Annotated in this window: 15 protein-coding genes; 1 reads left to right on the top strand and 14 read right to left on the bottom strand. The window is 30.0% G+C overall.

The window, feature by feature from the left end; translation table 11 throughout:
• Nucleotides 1-52: 52 nt before the first annotated feature.
• The 8 genes from OW729_RS01840 to OW729_RS01805 form a co-directional block, all read right to left on the bottom strand.
• A complete protein-coding gene (locus tag OW729_RS01840; RefSeq protein WP_268059704.1) occupies nucleotides 53-562 on the bottom strand; it encodes an NYN domain-containing protein in 510 nt (169 codons plus the stop codon).
• Between the two features lie 6 nt (nucleotides 563-568).
• The gene (gene rlmB, locus OW729_RS01835) at nucleotides 569-1,345 is read right to left on the bottom strand and encodes a 23S rRNA (guanosine(2251)-2'-O)-methyltransferase RlmB (protein ID WP_268059702.1); all 777 of its coding nucleotides are present in this window, start codon (nucleotides 1,343-1,345) and stop codon (nucleotides 569-571) included.
• Between the two features lie 3 nt (nucleotides 1,346-1,348).
• The gene (gene thyX / locus OW729_RS01830) at nucleotides 1,349-2,101 is read right to left on the bottom strand and encodes an FAD-dependent thymidylate synthase (RefSeq protein WP_268059701.1); all 753 of its coding nucleotides are present in this window, start codon (nucleotides 2,099-2,101) and stop codon (nucleotides 1,349-1,351) included.
• Between the two features lie 174 nt (nucleotides 2,102-2,275).
• Nucleotides 2,276-2,692 carry a Mini-ribonuclease 3 gene (locus OW729_RS01825; protein WP_268059700.1) on the bottom strand — a complete coding sequence of 139 codons (417 nt, stop codon included), beginning with the start codon at nucleotides 2,690-2,692 and terminating at the stop codon, nucleotides 2,276-2,278.
• Nucleotides 2,693-2,875: 183 nt separating this feature from the next.
• Complete coding sequence (gene cysS, locus OW729_RS01820) at nucleotides 2,876-4,273, bottom strand: cysteine--tRNA ligase (RefSeq protein ID WP_268059699.1); 1,398 nt, start codon at nucleotides 4,271-4,273, stop codon at nucleotides 2,876-2,878.
• A gap of 35 nt (nucleotides 4,274-4,308) precedes the next feature.
• The gene (locus tag OW729_RS01815) at nucleotides 4,309-6,021 is read right to left on the bottom strand and encodes a proline--tRNA ligase (protein ID WP_268059698.1); all 1,713 of its coding nucleotides are present in this window, start codon (nucleotides 6,019-6,021) and stop codon (nucleotides 4,309-4,311) included.
• Nucleotides 6,022-6,334: 313 nt separating this feature from the next.
• Nucleotides 6,335-7,021 (bottom strand): 2-C-methyl-D-erythritol 4-phosphate cytidylyltransferase, encoded by a 687-nt coding sequence (ispD, locus tag OW729_RS01810; protein WP_268059697.1) that lies wholly within the window; start codon nucleotides 7,019-7,021, stop codon nucleotides 6,335-6,337.
• Between the two features lie 23 nt (nucleotides 7,022-7,044).
• Nucleotides 7,045-8,124: a PIN/TRAM domain-containing protein gene (locus OW729_RS01805; protein ID WP_268059696.1), complete on the bottom strand. Its 1,080-nt coding sequence runs from the start codon at nucleotides 8,122-8,124 to the stop codon at nucleotides 7,045-7,047.
• Between the two features lie 314 nt (nucleotides 8,125-8,438).
• On the opposite strand from OW729_RS01805, the gene OW729_RS01800 reads away from it, so the two are divergent.
• Entirely contained in the window at nucleotides 8,439-8,840 is a 402-nt protein-coding gene (locus OW729_RS01800; RefSeq protein ID WP_268059695.1) for a nucleoside triphosphate pyrophosphohydrolase family protein, read from the top strand.
• Nucleotides 8,841-8,880: 40 nt separating this feature from the next.
• Here the strand turns inward: OW729_RS01800 and disA are convergent, their stop codons facing one another.
• The 6 genes from disA to OW729_RS01770 all read right to left on the bottom strand — a co-directional run bounded on the left by disA (nucleotide 8,881) and on the right by OW729_RS01770 (nucleotide 16,168).
• Nucleotides 8,881-9,945, bottom strand: a complete 1,065-nt coding sequence (gene disA, locus OW729_RS01795; protein WP_268059694.1) for a DNA integrity scanning diadenylate cyclase DisA — start codon at nucleotides 9,943-9,945, stop codon at nucleotides 8,881-8,883.
• 89 nt (nucleotides 9,946-10,034) lie between these two features.
• Nucleotides 10,035-11,393 (bottom strand): DNA repair protein RadA, encoded by a 1,359-nt coding sequence (gene radA / locus OW729_RS01790; protein ID WP_268059693.1) that lies wholly within the window; start codon nucleotides 11,391-11,393, stop codon nucleotides 10,035-10,037.
• Nucleotides 11,394-11,568: 175 nt separating this feature from the next.
• On the bottom strand, nucleotides 11,569-14,013 hold the full coding sequence (locus tag OW729_RS01785) for an ATP-dependent Clp protease ATP-binding subunit (RefSeq protein WP_268059692.1): 2,445 nt from the start codon (nucleotides 14,011-14,013) through the stop codon (nucleotides 11,569-11,571).
• A 20-nt stretch (nucleotides 14,014-14,033) separates the two neighbouring features.
• Nucleotides 14,034-15,068, bottom strand: a complete 1,035-nt coding sequence (locus tag OW729_RS01780) for a protein arginine kinase (protein ID WP_268059691.1) — start codon at nucleotides 15,066-15,068, stop codon at nucleotides 14,034-14,036.
• Nucleotides 15,069-15,083: 15 nt separating this feature from the next.
• Entirely contained in the window at nucleotides 15,084-15,617 is a 534-nt protein-coding gene (locus OW729_RS01775; protein WP_268059690.1) for a UvrB/UvrC motif-containing protein, read from the bottom strand.
• A gap of 92 nt (nucleotides 15,618-15,709) precedes the next feature.
• Nucleotides 15,710-16,168, bottom strand: a complete 459-nt coding sequence (locus tag OW729_RS01770) for a CtsR family transcriptional regulator (RefSeq protein WP_268059689.1) — start codon at nucleotides 16,166-16,168, stop codon at nucleotides 15,710-15,712.
• Nucleotides 16,169-16,819 lie beyond the last annotated feature (651 nt).

Genomic DNA, 16,819 nt, shown 5'->3' with positions numbered 1-16,819 from the left:
ACGTCCCACTTCTTTGATTATACATTAATAGGAAATTTTTAGTCAAGATTTTTCAATGACTTTTTCTAATTTTTTGTAATTTTTCTAAAATTTCTCCACTTATTCTATCTTCTATTAAATTCCTATCTGTACTAATATTCCTTTTAGTTTTTTTATTTATGTTACTGCGAGTATTACATACTTCATTATAAAACTCAATTGATGACATCCTTATAGCACCTCTTTGAAAAACAACTTGTTGTTCAAGAGAATCTGATGTAACAACACAAACTTCCACTCTTCTACCAATTGAATTTACATATCTTTCAATAAAGCTATCTGCTGTTTCCCCTTCCTTTGTGAAGATTATAATAACATTATCGACCTTTTCTTTTTTTTCTATACTTCCTTTAAGAAGATGTGCATCAAAAACCAAAAATACCTTATACCCATTGTATGATGAATAATTCAACATTTCCTCTATAAGTTTTGTTCGAGCGGCTTCAAAACTATATTCTTTGATATTATTTAGTTCAGGCCAACTATTAATTACATTATATCCATCGACAAATACATTTCTCACAGTTACCTATTCCATTTTTTGCTTTAATATTTCATACATTAATATTCCAGCCGCCACAGAAGCATTTAAGGATGTTATCTGTCCTACCATAGGTATTTTTACAAGGACATCGCATTTATTCTTTGTAAGATTTGAAATACCCTTACCCTCACTTCCTATTACTAAAGCTATAGCTCCTGAAAAATCTGATTGGAAACAGTAGTTTTCTCCATGCATATCTGCACCATAAATCCATAATCCATTTTCCTTAAGTTTATCAATAGCATTATTTATATTAGACACTTTAGCTATTTTCATATGTTCGATAGCTCCTGCAGAAGTTTTATAAACTATTGGTGTAACTCCAACATTTCTTCTCTTAGGTATTACAATTCCATGAACTCCGCAAATTTCAGCAGTTCTTATTATTGAACCTAAGTTATGTGGATCTTCTATCTCATCTAAAACCAAAACAAAAGGCTTTTCGTTCTTATCTTTAGCATACTCTATAATATCCTCTACTTCACAATACTTATATGGTGTGACAATAGCCATAACACCTTGATGAGATCCAGTTACAGACATGCTATCAAGTTTTTTTCTATCTACTTCTTTTATTACCACCTTATTTTCCCTTGCTACCGCTATAATTTTATTAATTGACCCTGTTGTATTTCCACTAGCTATTAATATGTATTCAATTGTTCTGTTACTTTTCAAAGCTTCTAATACAGCATTTCTTCCTTCTATTAAATCTTCTCTTAATGCCTTTTCTTTAACACTATTTTCCTTATTGTTCCTCATATATTAAATCTCACTCTCCATTTTTGAGTATTTATTTCTAACATTAATAATATTCCCACAAGTCATAGCTCCTTCTGGGCAATTTTCATTTAAGCACTTTGGACCTGATTTTTTAAATAAAACAGGAGCAACTTTTTTAACTAATTTTAACATCTCATCAGCTAAAGCACGTATTTCCCATTGTGCTCTATTACAACATCTATGTTCAAAAAAGTTCATAAGACTTCTAGCATTCATTGTAAGAAGTATTTTAGTTTCACAAGCATTAGGGAAAACATATCTAGCGTCTTCTATTGCTTTTTTTTGTGCATTTTGCTTTTTCATACCTTGTTCAATATATTTCTCTTTAAGTATTTCGGCAATCTTATCATATGCTTTCTGACTTTCTTCCATTGAGTTTATAAAAAGTTCTTTTGCCTGCTCATCATTTTCAATTTCCGGAGGTATAATATATTCAAATTGATTTAACTTAACATATCTTTGACTTTGTTGTGAATATGACGCTATCCTATGCCTAACCAATTGATGAGTTAAACTTCTTGATACCCCCTCTACAGCAAAAGTAAAGCTTACATGCTCTATAGTTGAAGTATGCCCATAGGACATTAATCTATCTAAAAATTCATGAACATTTTTCTCATTTAAACCTTCTAAAATTTCATCTATACCTACAGCACTATAACAAAGCTTTGCAGCTGATGCAACAACTCTTTCCGGATTTGGAGTATATTCTATTAATCTAACTTTTAAAGCCATTTTCTTCTCCCCTTTAAATTTACTTTTATACTAATATTTTAAATCAACCTATTCTAATATATAAATATTTTTATTTTTGTTTATATGAAAACAAGGCACCTTTATCTTGCATAAGGCTATTTAAAAAATTTCTTTCAAATTTAATTTAATTCACATTATAAATTATTAATTTGATTATATACTATCAATGCTAATAACCATATTTAATATTTCATTAAGTCTATCTATCTGCTCTGTAATATATAAGAATCCTATTAAAGCTTCAAAACCTGTTGCGATCCTATACTCTTGAACATCTGCATTTTTAGGTACAGAACCAGACTTTGCATTCCTACCTCGTTTAAAAATTGCATGTTCCTCATCAGTTAACTCACTTTCTATTCGCTTCATGATTTCACTTTGAGAATGAGCCTTTACAAATGATATAGCCTTAACGTGAAGCTTATGAGCAGACATTTCTCTATTATTATCAACCAAATATGTCCTAATAAACACTTCATATATAGCATCCCCTACAAAAGCAAGCACTAGTGGATTTAGCCCCCTTGCTTGTTGTAATGTAAATTTACCCTTAAGAATGTCAAATTCCATTTAAATTTATCTCCTTAATTCCTATTTATAACTTTTATTAACTAAAACAATAATACTATACTTTACTCAAATTTAAAAGTGCAGTTGGTTTAACTGCACTTAGTAAAAACTTATTTAATATTCTAAAAAATTCTAACTTTAAAAAATAGCCAGTTTTTATCTGGCTATTTTATTAAAAAGATTTTAAATTTTCTTCCATCTTACCCCTTGAGGAGTATCTTCTAAGACTATTCCCTTTTCTTTTAAATCATCTCTTATCTTGTCTGCAAGGGACCAGTTTTTTTCTTTTCTAGCTTGTTGCCTTAATTCCACAAGCTTCTCTATCTCTTCATCCAAGTCACATATTGTAGAGTTTTGAAGTACTCCTAATGGAGAACCTAATTCTCTAATAAGACTTAATGCATAATCAACTACTTTCTTAGATGAATCTGCATTTATATTTGAGTTTATATCTCTTACCAAATCAAACATAACAGCAATTGCATCTGCCGTATTAAAATCATCATCCATTTTTTCAATGTATTTGTCTTTATATAAATCTAATTCCTTTTTATATTTATCTTCTTGGCCTGTAAGTTCAATTTTTGTTACTTCATTTTGAAGTCTTTCCAAATTTCCAATAGCATTGTATAATCTTTCAAGAGAAGCTTTCGCTGATTCTAACAAATCTTTACTAAAGTTTAATGGGGTTCTGTAATGAGCTGAAAGCATAAATAATCTTATAACTTCAGGGTCATATTGTTTTAAAATTTCTCTAGCTGTAAAAAAATTATTAAGTGATTTAGACATTTTTTTATTATCTATATTCAAGTAAGCTGAGTGCATCCAATAGTTAGCAAAAGTTTTTCCGTTTCTAGCCTCACTTTGAGCTACCTCATTTTCATGATGAGGAAATACTAAATCTGCACCACCAGCATGTATATCAATCGTATCTCCTAATAGATTATGAGCCATACATGAACATTCTATGTGCCATCCTGGTCTTCCATTTCCCCAAGGACTTTTCCAAGAAGGTTCCCCTGGCTTTTCACTTTTCCAGACTGCAAAATCCATAGGATCTTCTTTTCTCTCATCTACATTTATTCTTGCACCTGCTTGCAAATCTTCAAGATTTTGTCCAGATAATTTTCCGTATTCTTTGAATTTTTTTGTACTAAAATACACATCTCCATCTACTTCATATGCATATCCCTTATTTATTAAATCTTCAACAAATTCAATTATTTCGTCAATATATTCTGTTGCTCTAGGATTATTAGTTGCTCTTTTTATATTTAATCCATCAGCATCTTGATAATATTCTTTAATAAAGTTATCTCCAAGTTCCTTAACAGTTATTCCTTCTTTATTAGCTCTATTAATCATTTTGTCATCTATATCAGTAAAATTTTGGATATAATTAACTTCATATCCTTTATATTCGAAGTATCTTCTAACTGTATCAAAAACTAAAAATGTTCTTGCATTACCTATATGAAAGAAATCATATACAGTAGGTCCACAAACATACATATTAACCTTATTAGGATTTATAGGCTTAAACTCTTCTTTTTGCCTAGTCATAGTATTAAATACTTTCATTTTCTCCCCTCCTAAAACTAATTGTAATTTATATTTTATAACTTTATTTCTTCTTTTTCAAATTGTTCTTTTACTTTATTAATTACAGAAGATAAATCTATTTCTTCAACTTCTTCGCTACTTCTTAACTTAAATTCAACTTTGCCTTCACTTATCAGCTTACCAACAGTAACTCTTATAGGTATTCCCATTAAATCTGCATCTTTAAACTTTACTCCTGCTCTTTCTTTTCTGTCATCTAGAACCACTTCTACTCCTAAATCTTTTAAACCATTGTAAAGTTCTTCAGCAGCTTTCATTTGTTCTTCATTCTTAATAACAGCTGGGATAACTATAACATGATATGGAGCTACAGATAGCGGCCAAACTATTCCATCCTCATCGTGATGTTGTTCAATAATTGCTGCCATAGTTCTATTTACTCCTATACCATAGCACCCCATAATTAATGGTTTAACTTTTCCATCTTCATCACTAAACACAGCTCCCATAGATTCTGAATATTTAGTTCCAAGTTTGAATATATGGCCAACTTCAATACCTCTAGCAATAGTTAATTTTCCTCCACATTTTGGACATTTATCTTCACTTGTAACATTTCTAAAGTCTCCAACAGTTCCTTCAAAATCTCTTCCATAATTAACATTAACTAAATGATATCCTGTATCATTAGCTCCAACTATAAAATTATACATATTAGCAACTTCATTATCCACTAACACAAAATCTGCTTTTATACCAATAGGTCCTGCAAATCCTATTTCTGCTGAAGTAACTTTTCTAACTGTCTTCTCATCAGCCATTTCAAATTCAACAGCTCCACCTACAGCATTTATAACTTTAACTTCATTTACTTCTCTATCCCCTCTTACAACAACAGCTACAACCTTATTATCGGCTTTATATACAAGTGTCTTTGCAAATTTATTAGGGCCTATGTTAAAAAACTTAATTAATTCTTCTATAGTTTTAACTTCTGGAGTAGCTGTTTTTTCCATATCTTTAAGTTCTTCTTTTTGTGATGGTTCTGAAATTGCAATTGCTTTCTCCATATTAGCAGCATAATTACAAGAATCACAAAATACTACTTCATCTTCTCCAAACTCTGATTTTACCATGAATTCAGCTGAACCAGTTCCACCTATCGCACCTGAATCTGCCTCAACAGCACTACACTCAACTCCACATCTTGCAAAGATTTTTGTATATGCATCATACATTTTATTATAAGATTCATCTAGCCCTTCATAATCCTTATCAAAGCTATAGGCATCTTTCATTATGAATTCTCTTGATCTCATAACTCCAAATCTTGGTCTTCTTTCATCTCTATACTTTGTTTGTATTTGATATAGATTAAGTGGAAGTTGTTTATAAGATTTTATAACTCCTCTTGCTATATCAGTAAACACTTCTTCATGTGTAGGCCCCAAACAAAATTGTCTTTCATTTCTATCATTTAATCTAAACATTTCCGGTCCAAAAACATCCCATCTTCCAGACTCTTGCCACAATTCTGATGGAATTAATGCAGAAGCTAAAAATTCTTGAGCACCTGCTCTATCCATCTCTTCTCTTACAACATTTTCAATTTTTTTAAGACTTCTAAGTCCTAAAGGCATGAAATTATATATACCAGATGCCATTTTTCTCATCATTCCTGATCTTAGCATCAATTTATGACTTGGCAATTCTGCCTCTGCTGGAACTTCTCTTAATGTTGTGACTAACATATTTGACATTCTCATGTGTGTTTCCTCCCTATGCATTTCTATTAACTTTAATTTATTTAAATGGATTTATTTTTACAAAAAATAAATCCCCCCTAAAATATATTAGGGCGAATTTTTATCGCGGTACCACCTAACTTTGTACTTATTTCATATAACGGTTTACACCGGTAGTTTTTACCTACAGCTCAGAAGCAGGTTGAAAGCATTTGAAAATTTCTCAGCTAAAAATTTTCTCTCTGTATTTCACTTCTAATACTCTTCCTCATAGCAATATATTAAATTATCACGTTAAATTATACCTAATCAAATCGTTCAATGTCAATAAAAACTACATACTATCTAATATTTTTTCTCCTATGATTAAATCTTCTGGAGTAGTTATCTTTATATTATTATAACTTCCATCGTACAAATAAACCTTATGATTAAATCTTTCTACAATCATAGTATCATCTGTAGCTTGAATATCCTCTAGAACCGCCCTCTCATGGCATTTTAAAATTACATCATATCTAAAACATTGAGGTGTTTGAACACAAAATAATATATTTCTATCCAAAGTACCTGTAGAAAAGCCATTACTATCTCTTAATTTTATAGTATCTTTTGAATTTACACCACAAGCAGAGGCACCATAAGTCTTGGCATATTTTATTCCATTTTCTATTATACTGTTTTGAACAAAAGGCCTCGCTCCATCATGTATTAATACAATGTCACAACCTTTTGCAGCCCTTAATCCATTTAGCACTGATTCTTGTCTTGTACTTCCACCTTCAACAATAGCTTTTATTTTATTTATATTATACTCATTAATCACATTTTTACTACAATAATCCTTTTCATTCTTAGCTACAACAAGAACTATATTATCTATATATTCACTTTCACAAAAACTCTTCAATGTATAATAAAGAATAGGCTTCTCTTTTAATTTTAAAAATTGTTTATTAATCTCAGCTCTCATTCTGCTACCTTTACCCGCTGCCAAAATGACAGCGCAAGTATTATTCATTTAATACACCTCTTCTATATCCTCTATCTCTTTTGTCTAGCAAATATCATTCTTCCTGCAGCTGTTTGTAATACCGAAGTAACTATAACCTCCATTGTTTCCCCTATATGTCTCCTACCACCTTCTACAACTATCATTGTACCATCATCTAAATAAGCGATACCCTGTTCATTTTCTTTTCCGTCTTTAATTATTTGAATTGTCATCTCTTCTCCTGGTAGAACTATAGGTTTTACCGAATTTGCAAGTTCATTTATATTAAGTACTGGGACTCCCTGAACCCCTGCTACCTTATTTAAATTGTAATCATTAGTTATTACTTTACCTTTTAAAACTTGTGCAAGCTTTAAAAGCTTACTGTCAACTTCATCTATTTCCGGGAAGTCTCTGTCAGTTATCTGTACTTCTACGCTAAGTTCTTTTTGAATTTTATTAAGGATATCTAGTCCTCTTCTTCCTCTATTTCTTTTTAAACTGTCTGAAGAATCAGCTATGTGCCTAAGCTCATCTAAAACAAAGTTAGGTATAACTAAAGCACCTTCTATAAAACCACTTTGACATATATCTAGTATCCTTCCATCAATTATTACTGATGTATCCAATACTTTAGGTATTCCCACATGCGCTACTTTTGATTTTTTTTCTTTCGAAGAACCTACTTTTTTTATGTTTGATAGCACATTTATTATCTCTTCTTTTTTCTTTACAGCTATATCTCCACCAATTACTGCCAATATCAATGATATTATAATAGAAATAATGCTTCCAACAATACTTTTAGGTATAAGACTTACAATTAAAGTAGCTATAATTAATCCCACTATAGCACCAAATGTTCCAAGCAAAATTTCTACAGTAGGTATTTTTTGTATATTTTCTTCAAAATAATTCATAATTTTAGATATTAGTGAATTAATCCATGGCGATAATAAAAATAGTATAAGTCCTAAAACTAAGGAAGAAAAAATTAAAAATATAATGGATAATATGGTAGAATTTTTAAAATATACTAACCTATTTAATTCTAATAAAGATTGCCCTGCTACAAATCCTAAAACAAGTCCTATCAAAGTAAAAAGAACTCTTAAGATTTTTTTGAACATACTTATTCACCTCCTGAAATTACTAGTTCTATTTTATAGTTTTTCATACCATCAATAACAATATATATTATTATATTTGGTATTTCAATAAAACAAAAAATTATTTATAATTTGTTCATTAAAATTTTTTATTTTCCCTTCTTTATATTTTCGTCCAATAATTAACTTTTTAGTCCCCCTATAAATTAATTTAATATAGTTTTATTATATAAGTATAAATTATTTAACTTTTGTTCCATTGACAAAATTATCTGAAAATATTTATAATGAAATTATTAAACATAATCTTATTTTACAGTAAGGAGCTGAGACTAATGAAAGATATTATATTTGATGACTTTCAAAATGCGGTAGATGATTCCCTATTACGCCATAAAAGTTTACTTGATATAATAACAAAATTAGAAGAATCACAAGGACGTATAAATAGAGCCCTAGCTAAATCTGTAACAAATTGTGGATGTATAGAAATACATGCAAAAAAACAGCCATCACCAAATAATGATGATATAGATATGGATTCTTATAAAAAACAATTAAATACTCATTTAGACGGCACCCTTTGTGACAATTGTCGTGAAGTTCTTGAAAGAGAGATAGGTAATAATCTATTCTACTTGACCTCTTTATGCAATTTATTAGATTTAAATCTTTATGATGTACTTTTAAAAGAATATAATAAAATAAATACTTTAGGAAAATATACATTCAGATAATTACAAATATAGCACAAATAAGAATTAACCTTATTTTGTGCTATATTTGTTTGTCTATCATGAATTGTTCCCTTAACCTTCTAAGACCATTTTTTATAGCTTTAGCCCTAGCCTCACCTATTCCTTCTACCTGATCTAATTCTTCATAAGATGCCTCCATAACAGCCTTAAGTTCCTTAAAATTATTTATAACATTTTCTATAACATTTACTGGAATTCTAGGTATTTTATTTAACATCCTATATCCCCTTGGAGATACTAAAGTATCTACTAACGGAACCCCTATGTAACCAAGATTTTTAGATAAGTTATCCATTTCAAGTAATTCATCAGAAGACATCTTTTGAATTTGCTCATATATTTTATTATAGTGTAAATTATCTTGGCAATAATCTCTTATTAATAAAATACCATCTTCCTCTACACTTTTTATAAGCTCACTCAACTGCATAGATATAAGCCTTCCTTCATTGCCAAGCTCGCATATATACCTTTCTACTTCATCCACTATTCTCATAACCATTTCTGTTCTTTGAATCGCTGTTACAACATCAAATAGAGTAACTAAATCTTGAAACTCTAATAAATTAAGATTTACTACAACTCTATCTAAAACTGCTACATATTTTTCTAATGTTTGAAGAGCTTGATTAGCTCTAGCTAGTATTATACTACTATCTCTTAATACATATTTTATATCATTTCTATATACTGTAATAATATTCCTTCTTTGAGAGATCGCAATAACAATAGATCCTGTCTGTTTTGTTACTCTATGTGCTGTTCTATGCCTTGTTCCTGTTTCAAAGGTTGGTATACCAGCCTCAGGAAGCAATTGAGTATTAGCATAAAGAATTTTTTTTAGATCATTACTTAATACAATAGCTCCATCCATTTTGGCAAGTTCATATACATAAGATGGGCTATAATCAGCATTAATGTTAAATCCCCCATCCACTATTTTCATGATTTCTTCACTGTCACCTATTACTATAAGACCACCAGTCTTAGCTCTCAAAATATTTTCAAGCCCGTCCCTAAGTTGAGTACCTGGAGCCATAATCTCCAAAACCTCCATTAATTTCTTATCCTTTTCAAATCTCATCTTTTACCTCCTTTCTTATATGCTAAATATATTTTATTTTTAATTCATTCGTTTTCGTAAATCTAATTTATTTGAAATATAAAACATAATTAAAATACCTTGTTTACCGCTTCCCTTAAAGAAGATACCCCTATTATATTCTCCTTCTTGTTAATGATTTTATCTTTATTACGATAAGGTATAACTATATTTTCAAATCCCATCTTTATTCCCTCATTAACTAACCTGTCTGCAAAAGAAACAGGTCTCACTTCTCCAGTTAGTCCAACTTCTCCAAAAACCAACATCTTATTTATATTGAAATTTTTACCTTTAGCGCTTGAAATTAAAGCAATTGCTAACCCCAAATCAGCAAAAGTCCCTTCTAAATTAAGCCCCCCTACTACATTAACATATACATCGCAATTATAAAAAGGAATTCTAAGTTTTTTTTCTAAAACAGCTAAAATTAAGTTCAACCTAGAGTTGTCTATCCCAACAGCAGTTCTTCTTGGCATAGGTGCTTTAGTTTCACTTACTAACGCTTGAATTTCTACTAATATAGGACGAGTTCCTTCCATTACACCTATAACTACAGATCCTTCTGAATTAAAATTAGTTTCTTCTAAAAACACCTGTGAAGGGTTACTTATTTCAATAAGCCCTTCTTGTCTCATTTCAAAAACTCCAATTTCACTTGTAGTTCCAAAACGATTTTTTAACGTTCTAAGCACCCGAAACTCTTGAGTTCTTTCTCCTTCAAATGATAAAACAGTATCTACCATATGTTCTAAAACTCTTGGTCCTGCAAGTTCTCCCTGTTTAGTTACATGTGCCACTATAAACAAGGGTATATTTTTGGTTTTAGCTATCCTCATAAGTTCATTTGAACATTCCCTAACTTGCGATACACTCCCTGGTGCTGAAGTTATAGATGGCTTAAATAAAGTTTGAATGGAATCTATAATAATAAAAGCTGGATTCATATTATCTATATGCTTCTCAACGACATCTAAATTAGTTTCTGATAAAATGAATAGCTCCGAAGATATGTTGCCTATTCTATCTCCTCTTATTTTTATTTGCTCTCCTGATTCTTCTCCTGATACATAAAGTACTTTTCCTATTTTGTGAGCAATATTATTTGCACTTTGTAAAAGTATCGTGGACTTACCAATACCTGGAGCACCTGATATTAGTGTTAAAGACCCTTTTACTAATCCACCGCCTAAAACTCTATTTAATTCTTTAATACCAGTATCATATCTTTCAAAATCACCAGATTTGATATTAAGTATGCTTTCAGGTTTATTATCGATACTTATTCCAACTTTTTTAGTTAAAATATGTTCCTGTTTAATTTCTTCCACCATACTATTCCAAGTACCACATCCCGGACATTTTCCAAACCATTTAGGTGCCTCATATCCGCACTCTTGACATATAAATGAACTTTTAATTTTTGCCATAAATTATCTCTCCTATTTTATCGTACAAATTATTATTATACAATATTTTAAATTAAATTTGTGCTTATATAAAAAAAATTAAAAATAAATTCATTTTATCATCCTTATATTTTGAAAAAATTTATTAAGCCGACAGTTCAGAATTATACTGACTCTGTCGGCTTAATTTTAACTATTAATCATTTACTTCGCTAAACACTAATTTATTATCTTTAACAGATGCTATAACTCTATCTCCCTTTTTAATGTTACCTCTTAAAATTTCCTCCGATAATTTATCTTCAACAGCTTTAGTTATGGTACGTCTAAGAGGTCTAGCTCCATAAGTAGGATTAAATCCTTCCTTAGCTAGGAATACCTCTGATTTCTCATCAAATTCTAAGTTTATATCTTGATTCTTCAATCTATTAGCTACAGACCTTAACATATATTTAACTATTTGTCTTAAGTCTTTTTCTTGAAGAGTATGGAATACTATAATATCATCTATTCTATTTAAAAATTCCGGTCTAAAAGAATTTTTTAGCTCATTCATTATATTTTCTTTCATTTTTTCATATTCACTTTCACTTTCATCTTCAGAAACTGAAAATCCTAACGATTTTTGTTTATTAATTGTAGAAGCACCCACATTAGAAGTCATTATTATTATAGTGTTTTTAAAGTTTACAGTTTTCCCTTTGCTATCTGTGAGCCTTCCATCTTCTAATATCTGAAGTAAAATATTAAATACATCTGGATGAGCTTTTTCTATTTCATCAAACAACACTACTGAATAAGGATTACGTCTAACTTTATCAGTTAATTGCCCTCCTTCATCAAATCCTACATATCCTGGTGGAGAACCTATAAGTCTTGATACAGCATGTTTTTCCATGTATTCTGACATATCGACTCTTATTATACTATTTTCATCCCCAAACATAGCTTCTGCTAAAGCTTTTGAAAGCTCTGTCTTACCTACTCCAGTAGGGCCTAAGAATATAAAAGAACCTATTGGTCTATTAGGATCTTTTAGTCCAACTCTCGCACGCCTAACTGCTCTTGAAATCGACTTAACTGCCTCATCTTGACCTACAACTCTATTGTGAAGAATTTCTTCTAATTTTAACAACCTTTGTGATTCTGTTTCTGTAAGCTTCTCCACTGGAACATTTGTCCATTTAGAAACAACCTCTGCTATTTGTTCCTCTGTAACAACTTGAGTTAAAACTTGGTTCTTCTTTTTCCAGTTGTTCGTATAGTCATCTAACTTATCTTTTAAATCTTTTTCTTTATCTCTAAGTGATGCTGCTTTTTCAAAATCCTGTACTTTTATAGCATCTTCTTTTTCTTTCTTAGCTTTTTCTAGCTCTTCTTCTAAATTCTTAACATCTGGTGGTGCAGTTAAATTATGAATTCTAACTTTCGCTCCAGCTTCATCAATTAAATCTATAGCTTTGTCGGGAAGATACCTATCTGTTATATACCTATCTGATAAATTAACTGCAGAATCTATAGCTTCATCTGTAATTTTCACTCCATGGTGAGCCTCATATTTATCTCTTAGTCCTTTTAATATAAGCACAGACTCTTCCTTTGTAGGCTCTCCTATCATAACTGGTTGAAATCTTCTTTCAAGTGCTGAGTCTTTCTCTATATATTTTCTATATTCATCTATAGTAGTAGCTCCTATACATTGTATTTCCCCTCTTGCTAAAGCTGGCTTTAATATATTAGAAGCATCTATAGCACCTTCTGCTCCACCCGCTCCTATAATAGTATGAATTTCATCTATAAATAAAATTACATTACCAGCTGCATTAATTTCTTCCATGACCTTTTTAAGTCTTTCTTCAAATTCTCCCCTATATTTTGATCCTGCAATTAATGAAGAAAGATCTAAAGTTACAACACGCTTATCTTTTAAAATCTCTGGAATATTGCCACTTATTATTCTCTGAGCAAGCCCTTCTGCTACAGCTGTTTTACCTACTCCAGGATCACCTATTAAACATGGATTGTTTTTAATTCTCCTGCAAAGAATTTCAAGAACTCTTTCTGTTTCTTTATCTCTTCCGATAACAGGATCTAATTTTTCTTCTTCTGCCATACGAGTTAAATCTCTACCATATTTATCTAAAGTAGGAGTATTGTCACTAACTCTTGATTTATTAGGGGTAACTCCCGCTTGCTGACGCTCTGGACTAAAATCATTTAATACTTCCTTTTGAATTTTTGCAAAATCTAATCCTAAATTACTTAAAATTGTATATGCAACACCTTCAGACTCACTTATTAGAGCTAATAAGATATGTTCTGGCGTAATATAGTTATGATTTAACTTTCTAGCCTCTAATAAACTTAATTCCAATAATCTTTTGGTTCTTGGAGTTAATGGAATTTCATTTCTATATAAACTAATTTCACCTTTTCCTTCATACTCCTCTACAAGTTTTATAACATTTTCATCTGTTATATTGTTCTCATTTAAAATTCTTTTTGCTGCTCCATTTTCTTCTTTTAATATACCAATTAATATGTGTTCTGTACCTACATACCCATGTTTAAACTGTTGAGCAGTCTGCTGTGCATAATATAAAACCTTTTGTGCTCTATCACTAAATCTTCCAAACATCACAATAAATACACCTCCTTAATTTATATACTTACTGATTTTAAACTCTCTTTAACAAGTTTAGCTCTCTTAATATCTCTTTCCTTATCATTAAATTTGTCTTGAAATTTCTTTTGCATTGTAGCTGGTTGAATGTCTAGAAATAATTTGTTTAAAACTTTCTTATTAACATCCTTAATTATTCCCATTTCTACTCCTAATCTTACATTAGAAAGTAAATTTAGAGCTTCTCTAGAGCTAAGTATAACTGCTGACTTTAATATACCTACAGATCTTAATATCTTATCTTCTAATTCATACTTTCTTTTACTATAAATCTGGTCTCTAGTTAGTTTCTCTTGGTTTATAACTTGATTTACTATTCCAGTTAAATTAGTTAATATTTCTTCTTCACTAAGTCCTAATGTTATCTGATTAGAAATTTGATAAATATTTCCTTCCCCTTGAGATCCTTCACCATATAATCCTCTTATAGTCATTCCTACTTGAGTTAGCCCATTCAGTAATCCCACTATTTCTCTATTTATGGTTAAAGCTGGCAAATGAACCATTACTGATGCACGTAATCCCGTTCCAACATTTGTAGGGCAAGCTGTCAAATAACCTAGTCTCTCATCAAAAGCATATTCTAGTTTTTCTTCTAATAAATCATCTAGTTTATTTGTATATTCATATGCCTCTTTTAGATTTAATCCTCCTGTTATACTTTGAAGTCTTATATGATCTTCCTCATTTATCATTATGCTTGCAGTTTCATCATTACTCAACATAAAGGCTGCTTTGTCCTTATTATTTATTAACTTACTGCTTATTAAATGTTTTTCTAAATATGAATTATTTAATACATTATCACTTTGCCATAAATAAATAGTTTTGTACTGTTGTTCTGTATAAGGTACTGAATAAAACGCATCTTCAATATTTTTTACAACATCCTTTCCCTGTTCTTCATTAAGTTTATTAGGGAAAGGTATATCCTTAATATTTCTAGCAAGCCTAATCCTACTACTTATTACCATATCAGTATTGTCAGTCTCTGTATCTAACCAATTTTTCATAATATCACCTCCACCCTATTTATCACTTTCTCCTTTATTCTTCTCTATCTCTCTTATTTTATCTCTAATTTCTGCTGCCTTTTCATATTCTTCCATAGTAATAGCTTTCTGAAGCTCTTCTTTAAGTTTTATAATTCTTTTCCTTTGAACTAACTCTTCACCAGATTTTTTTGGTATTTTGCCAACATGTTCAACATTGCTTTGAACTCCTTTTATTACTGATAGTATTGTAGAATTAAAATTGCCGTAACACTTATCGCATCCTAAAAGTCCTTTTTCCTTAAATTCTCTGTAAGTTGACCCACAATTTTTGCAAACTAAATCAACAGGCCTACTACTTTTAGCTGAGGTCATATTTACATAATCCATAAGCCCACCTAATATATTCTGAAAAGAAAAAGGTGTTATTATATCTATATCTGGAACTATGTTAAACTCCTCATTTTTGCCAGCACATTGTGAACATAAATTCATTTCTTTTTTTACTCCATTAACTATTTTTGTTATATGGATTGTAGCTTCATTTTTATTACAAATATCACATAACATAGAATCACCCCTCTTATCTTAAACTTATAATTGTTTATTTTACTAATTTTATATGTCTACTTCCTTACATATTTTACCATATTATTGAAATTTTATAACAATACGACTTTTAACATCGCTTTTAGTATTTGTGCCCTTATAGTATTTTTATTTTCAAAAGGTACATCTATTGTTCTGTCATTTATAGCACCTTTCATAATATTACCTTCTCTACCACTAATAATATTTCTCTCAATTAATCCCTGTATTATTATCCTAGAATTTTCATAAGTTATACTATTACCTATCTTTTCATCGATAATTTTTCTCAAAGGTTCATTATTTTTATATTGAATTTTTGTTATCCTTATACATCCCCCTCCCCCTCTTCTACTTTCAACATAGTACCCACTTTCAGTTGAAAATCTAGTAGTTAAAACGTAGTTTATTTGTGAGGGTGCACACCTAAATTGATTTGCTAATTCATTTCTTCCAATTTCAAGTGCACTATCTCCTGTTTCTTCTAATAGTTCCTTTATAAATTCTTCTATTACATCTGATAGTCTAGGCATCTTTTCACCCCTTTATTGACTTTGCCTTTCTTTGACCTTTGTCTATCTTTATAATATTATCATCTATTGTTTTGTTCAATATCTGTTTTACTGAATAAATTCTATTTTCTACTGTTTATTAGTATTTATATCCCATTTTCTAAATTTCACTTAATATATCTGTTTTTTTCTATGTATTGTATAATGGTTTAAGTTAATTACCTAGATTTCGTACAAATATAAAGATTATATTTTCATATAATTACCTGTTAATATTATTCAATATATTCCATAGTCGCCCAGATTTTTAGGCGGAGCCTTCTGGAATAATTTCACAGAATTAAATTTGACAACACTAAAGAAAAGTAAAAGTCCATTTACTGTTTTGGATAATATTACATTAATTAATTTATTGTATTTAACTTCATATATTAAATTTTAATTGTATATATTTAGGGGTATAGAGTGCGTTAGCAATTAGTTTTGCCAGTTTTGTTATGGGTGGAATGTTAACTATAATTCCTTCGGAAGTTCTTTTAACAATACCTTTTATATTACCAATGCTTTTAACTAAAACTCTTATCCCTATATTTTCAAGTTCTGTTCCATACAAAACTGTAGATTTAAACCAACTTATGAGGTTGTGTGTTATAAATACTAGCCATAAAAATC

This window comes from Clostridium brassicae, from assembly GCF_026738875.1.
Taxonomy (GTDB): Bacteria; Bacillota; Clostridia; order Clostridiales; family Clostridiaceae; genus Clostridium_H; species Clostridium_H brassicae.
Note: the sequence above shows the minus strand (reverse complement) of the source record. Positions and strands in the feature narration are given on the sequence as shown.

What these genes read in the sequence shown, in the direction of transcription:
- rlmB (WP_268059702.1), bottom strand. Translation starts at nt 1,345, where the DNA reads ATGAGGAACAATAAGGAAAATAGTGTTAAAGAAAAGGCATTAAGAGAA.
- thyX (WP_268059701.1), bottom strand. Translation starts at nt 2,101, where the DNA reads ATGGCTTTAAAAGTTAGATTAATAGAATATACTCCAAATCCGGAAAGA.
- OW729_RS01825 (WP_268059700.1), bottom strand. Translation starts at nt 2,692, where the DNA reads ATGGAATTTGACATTCTTAAGGGTAAATTTACATTACAACAAGCAAGG.
- cysS (WP_268059699.1), bottom strand. Translation starts at nt 4,273, where the DNA reads ATGAAAGTATTTAATACTATGACTAGGCAAAAAGAAGAGTTTAAGCCT.
- OW729_RS01815 (WP_268059698.1), bottom strand. Translation starts at nt 6,021, where the DNA reads ATGAGAATGTCAAATATGTTAGTCACAACATTAAGAGAAGTTCCAGCA.
- ispD (WP_268059697.1), bottom strand. Translation starts at nt 7,021, where the DNA reads ATGAATAATACTTGCGCTGTCATTTTGGCAGCGGGTAAAGGTAGCAGA.
- OW729_RS01805 (WP_268059696.1), bottom strand. Translation starts at nt 8,124, where the DNA reads ATGTTCAAAAAAATCTTAAGAGTTCTTTTTACTTTGATAGGACTTGTT.
- OW729_RS01800 (WP_268059695.1), top strand. Translation starts at nt 8,439, where the DNA reads ATGAAAGATATTATATTTGATGACTTTCAAAATGCGGTAGATGATTCC.
- disA (WP_268059694.1), bottom strand. Translation starts at nt 9,945, where the DNA reads ATGAGATTTGAAAAGGATAAGAAATTAATGGAGGTTTTGGAGATTATG.
- radA (WP_268059693.1), bottom strand. Translation starts at nt 11,393, where the DNA reads ATGGCAAAAATTAAAAGTTCATTTATATGTCAAGAGTGCGGATATGAG.
- OW729_RS01780 (WP_268059691.1), bottom strand. Translation starts at nt 15,068, where the DNA reads ATGAAAAATTGGTTAGATACAGAGACTGACAATACTGATATGGTAATA.
- OW729_RS01775 (WP_268059690.1), bottom strand. Translation starts at nt 15,617, where the DNA reads ATGTTATGTGATATTTGTAATAAAAATGAAGCTACAATCCATATAACA.
- OW729_RS01770 (WP_268059689.1), bottom strand. Translation starts at nt 16,168, where the DNA reads ATGCCTAGACTATCAGATGTAATAGAAGAATTTATAAAGGAACTATTA.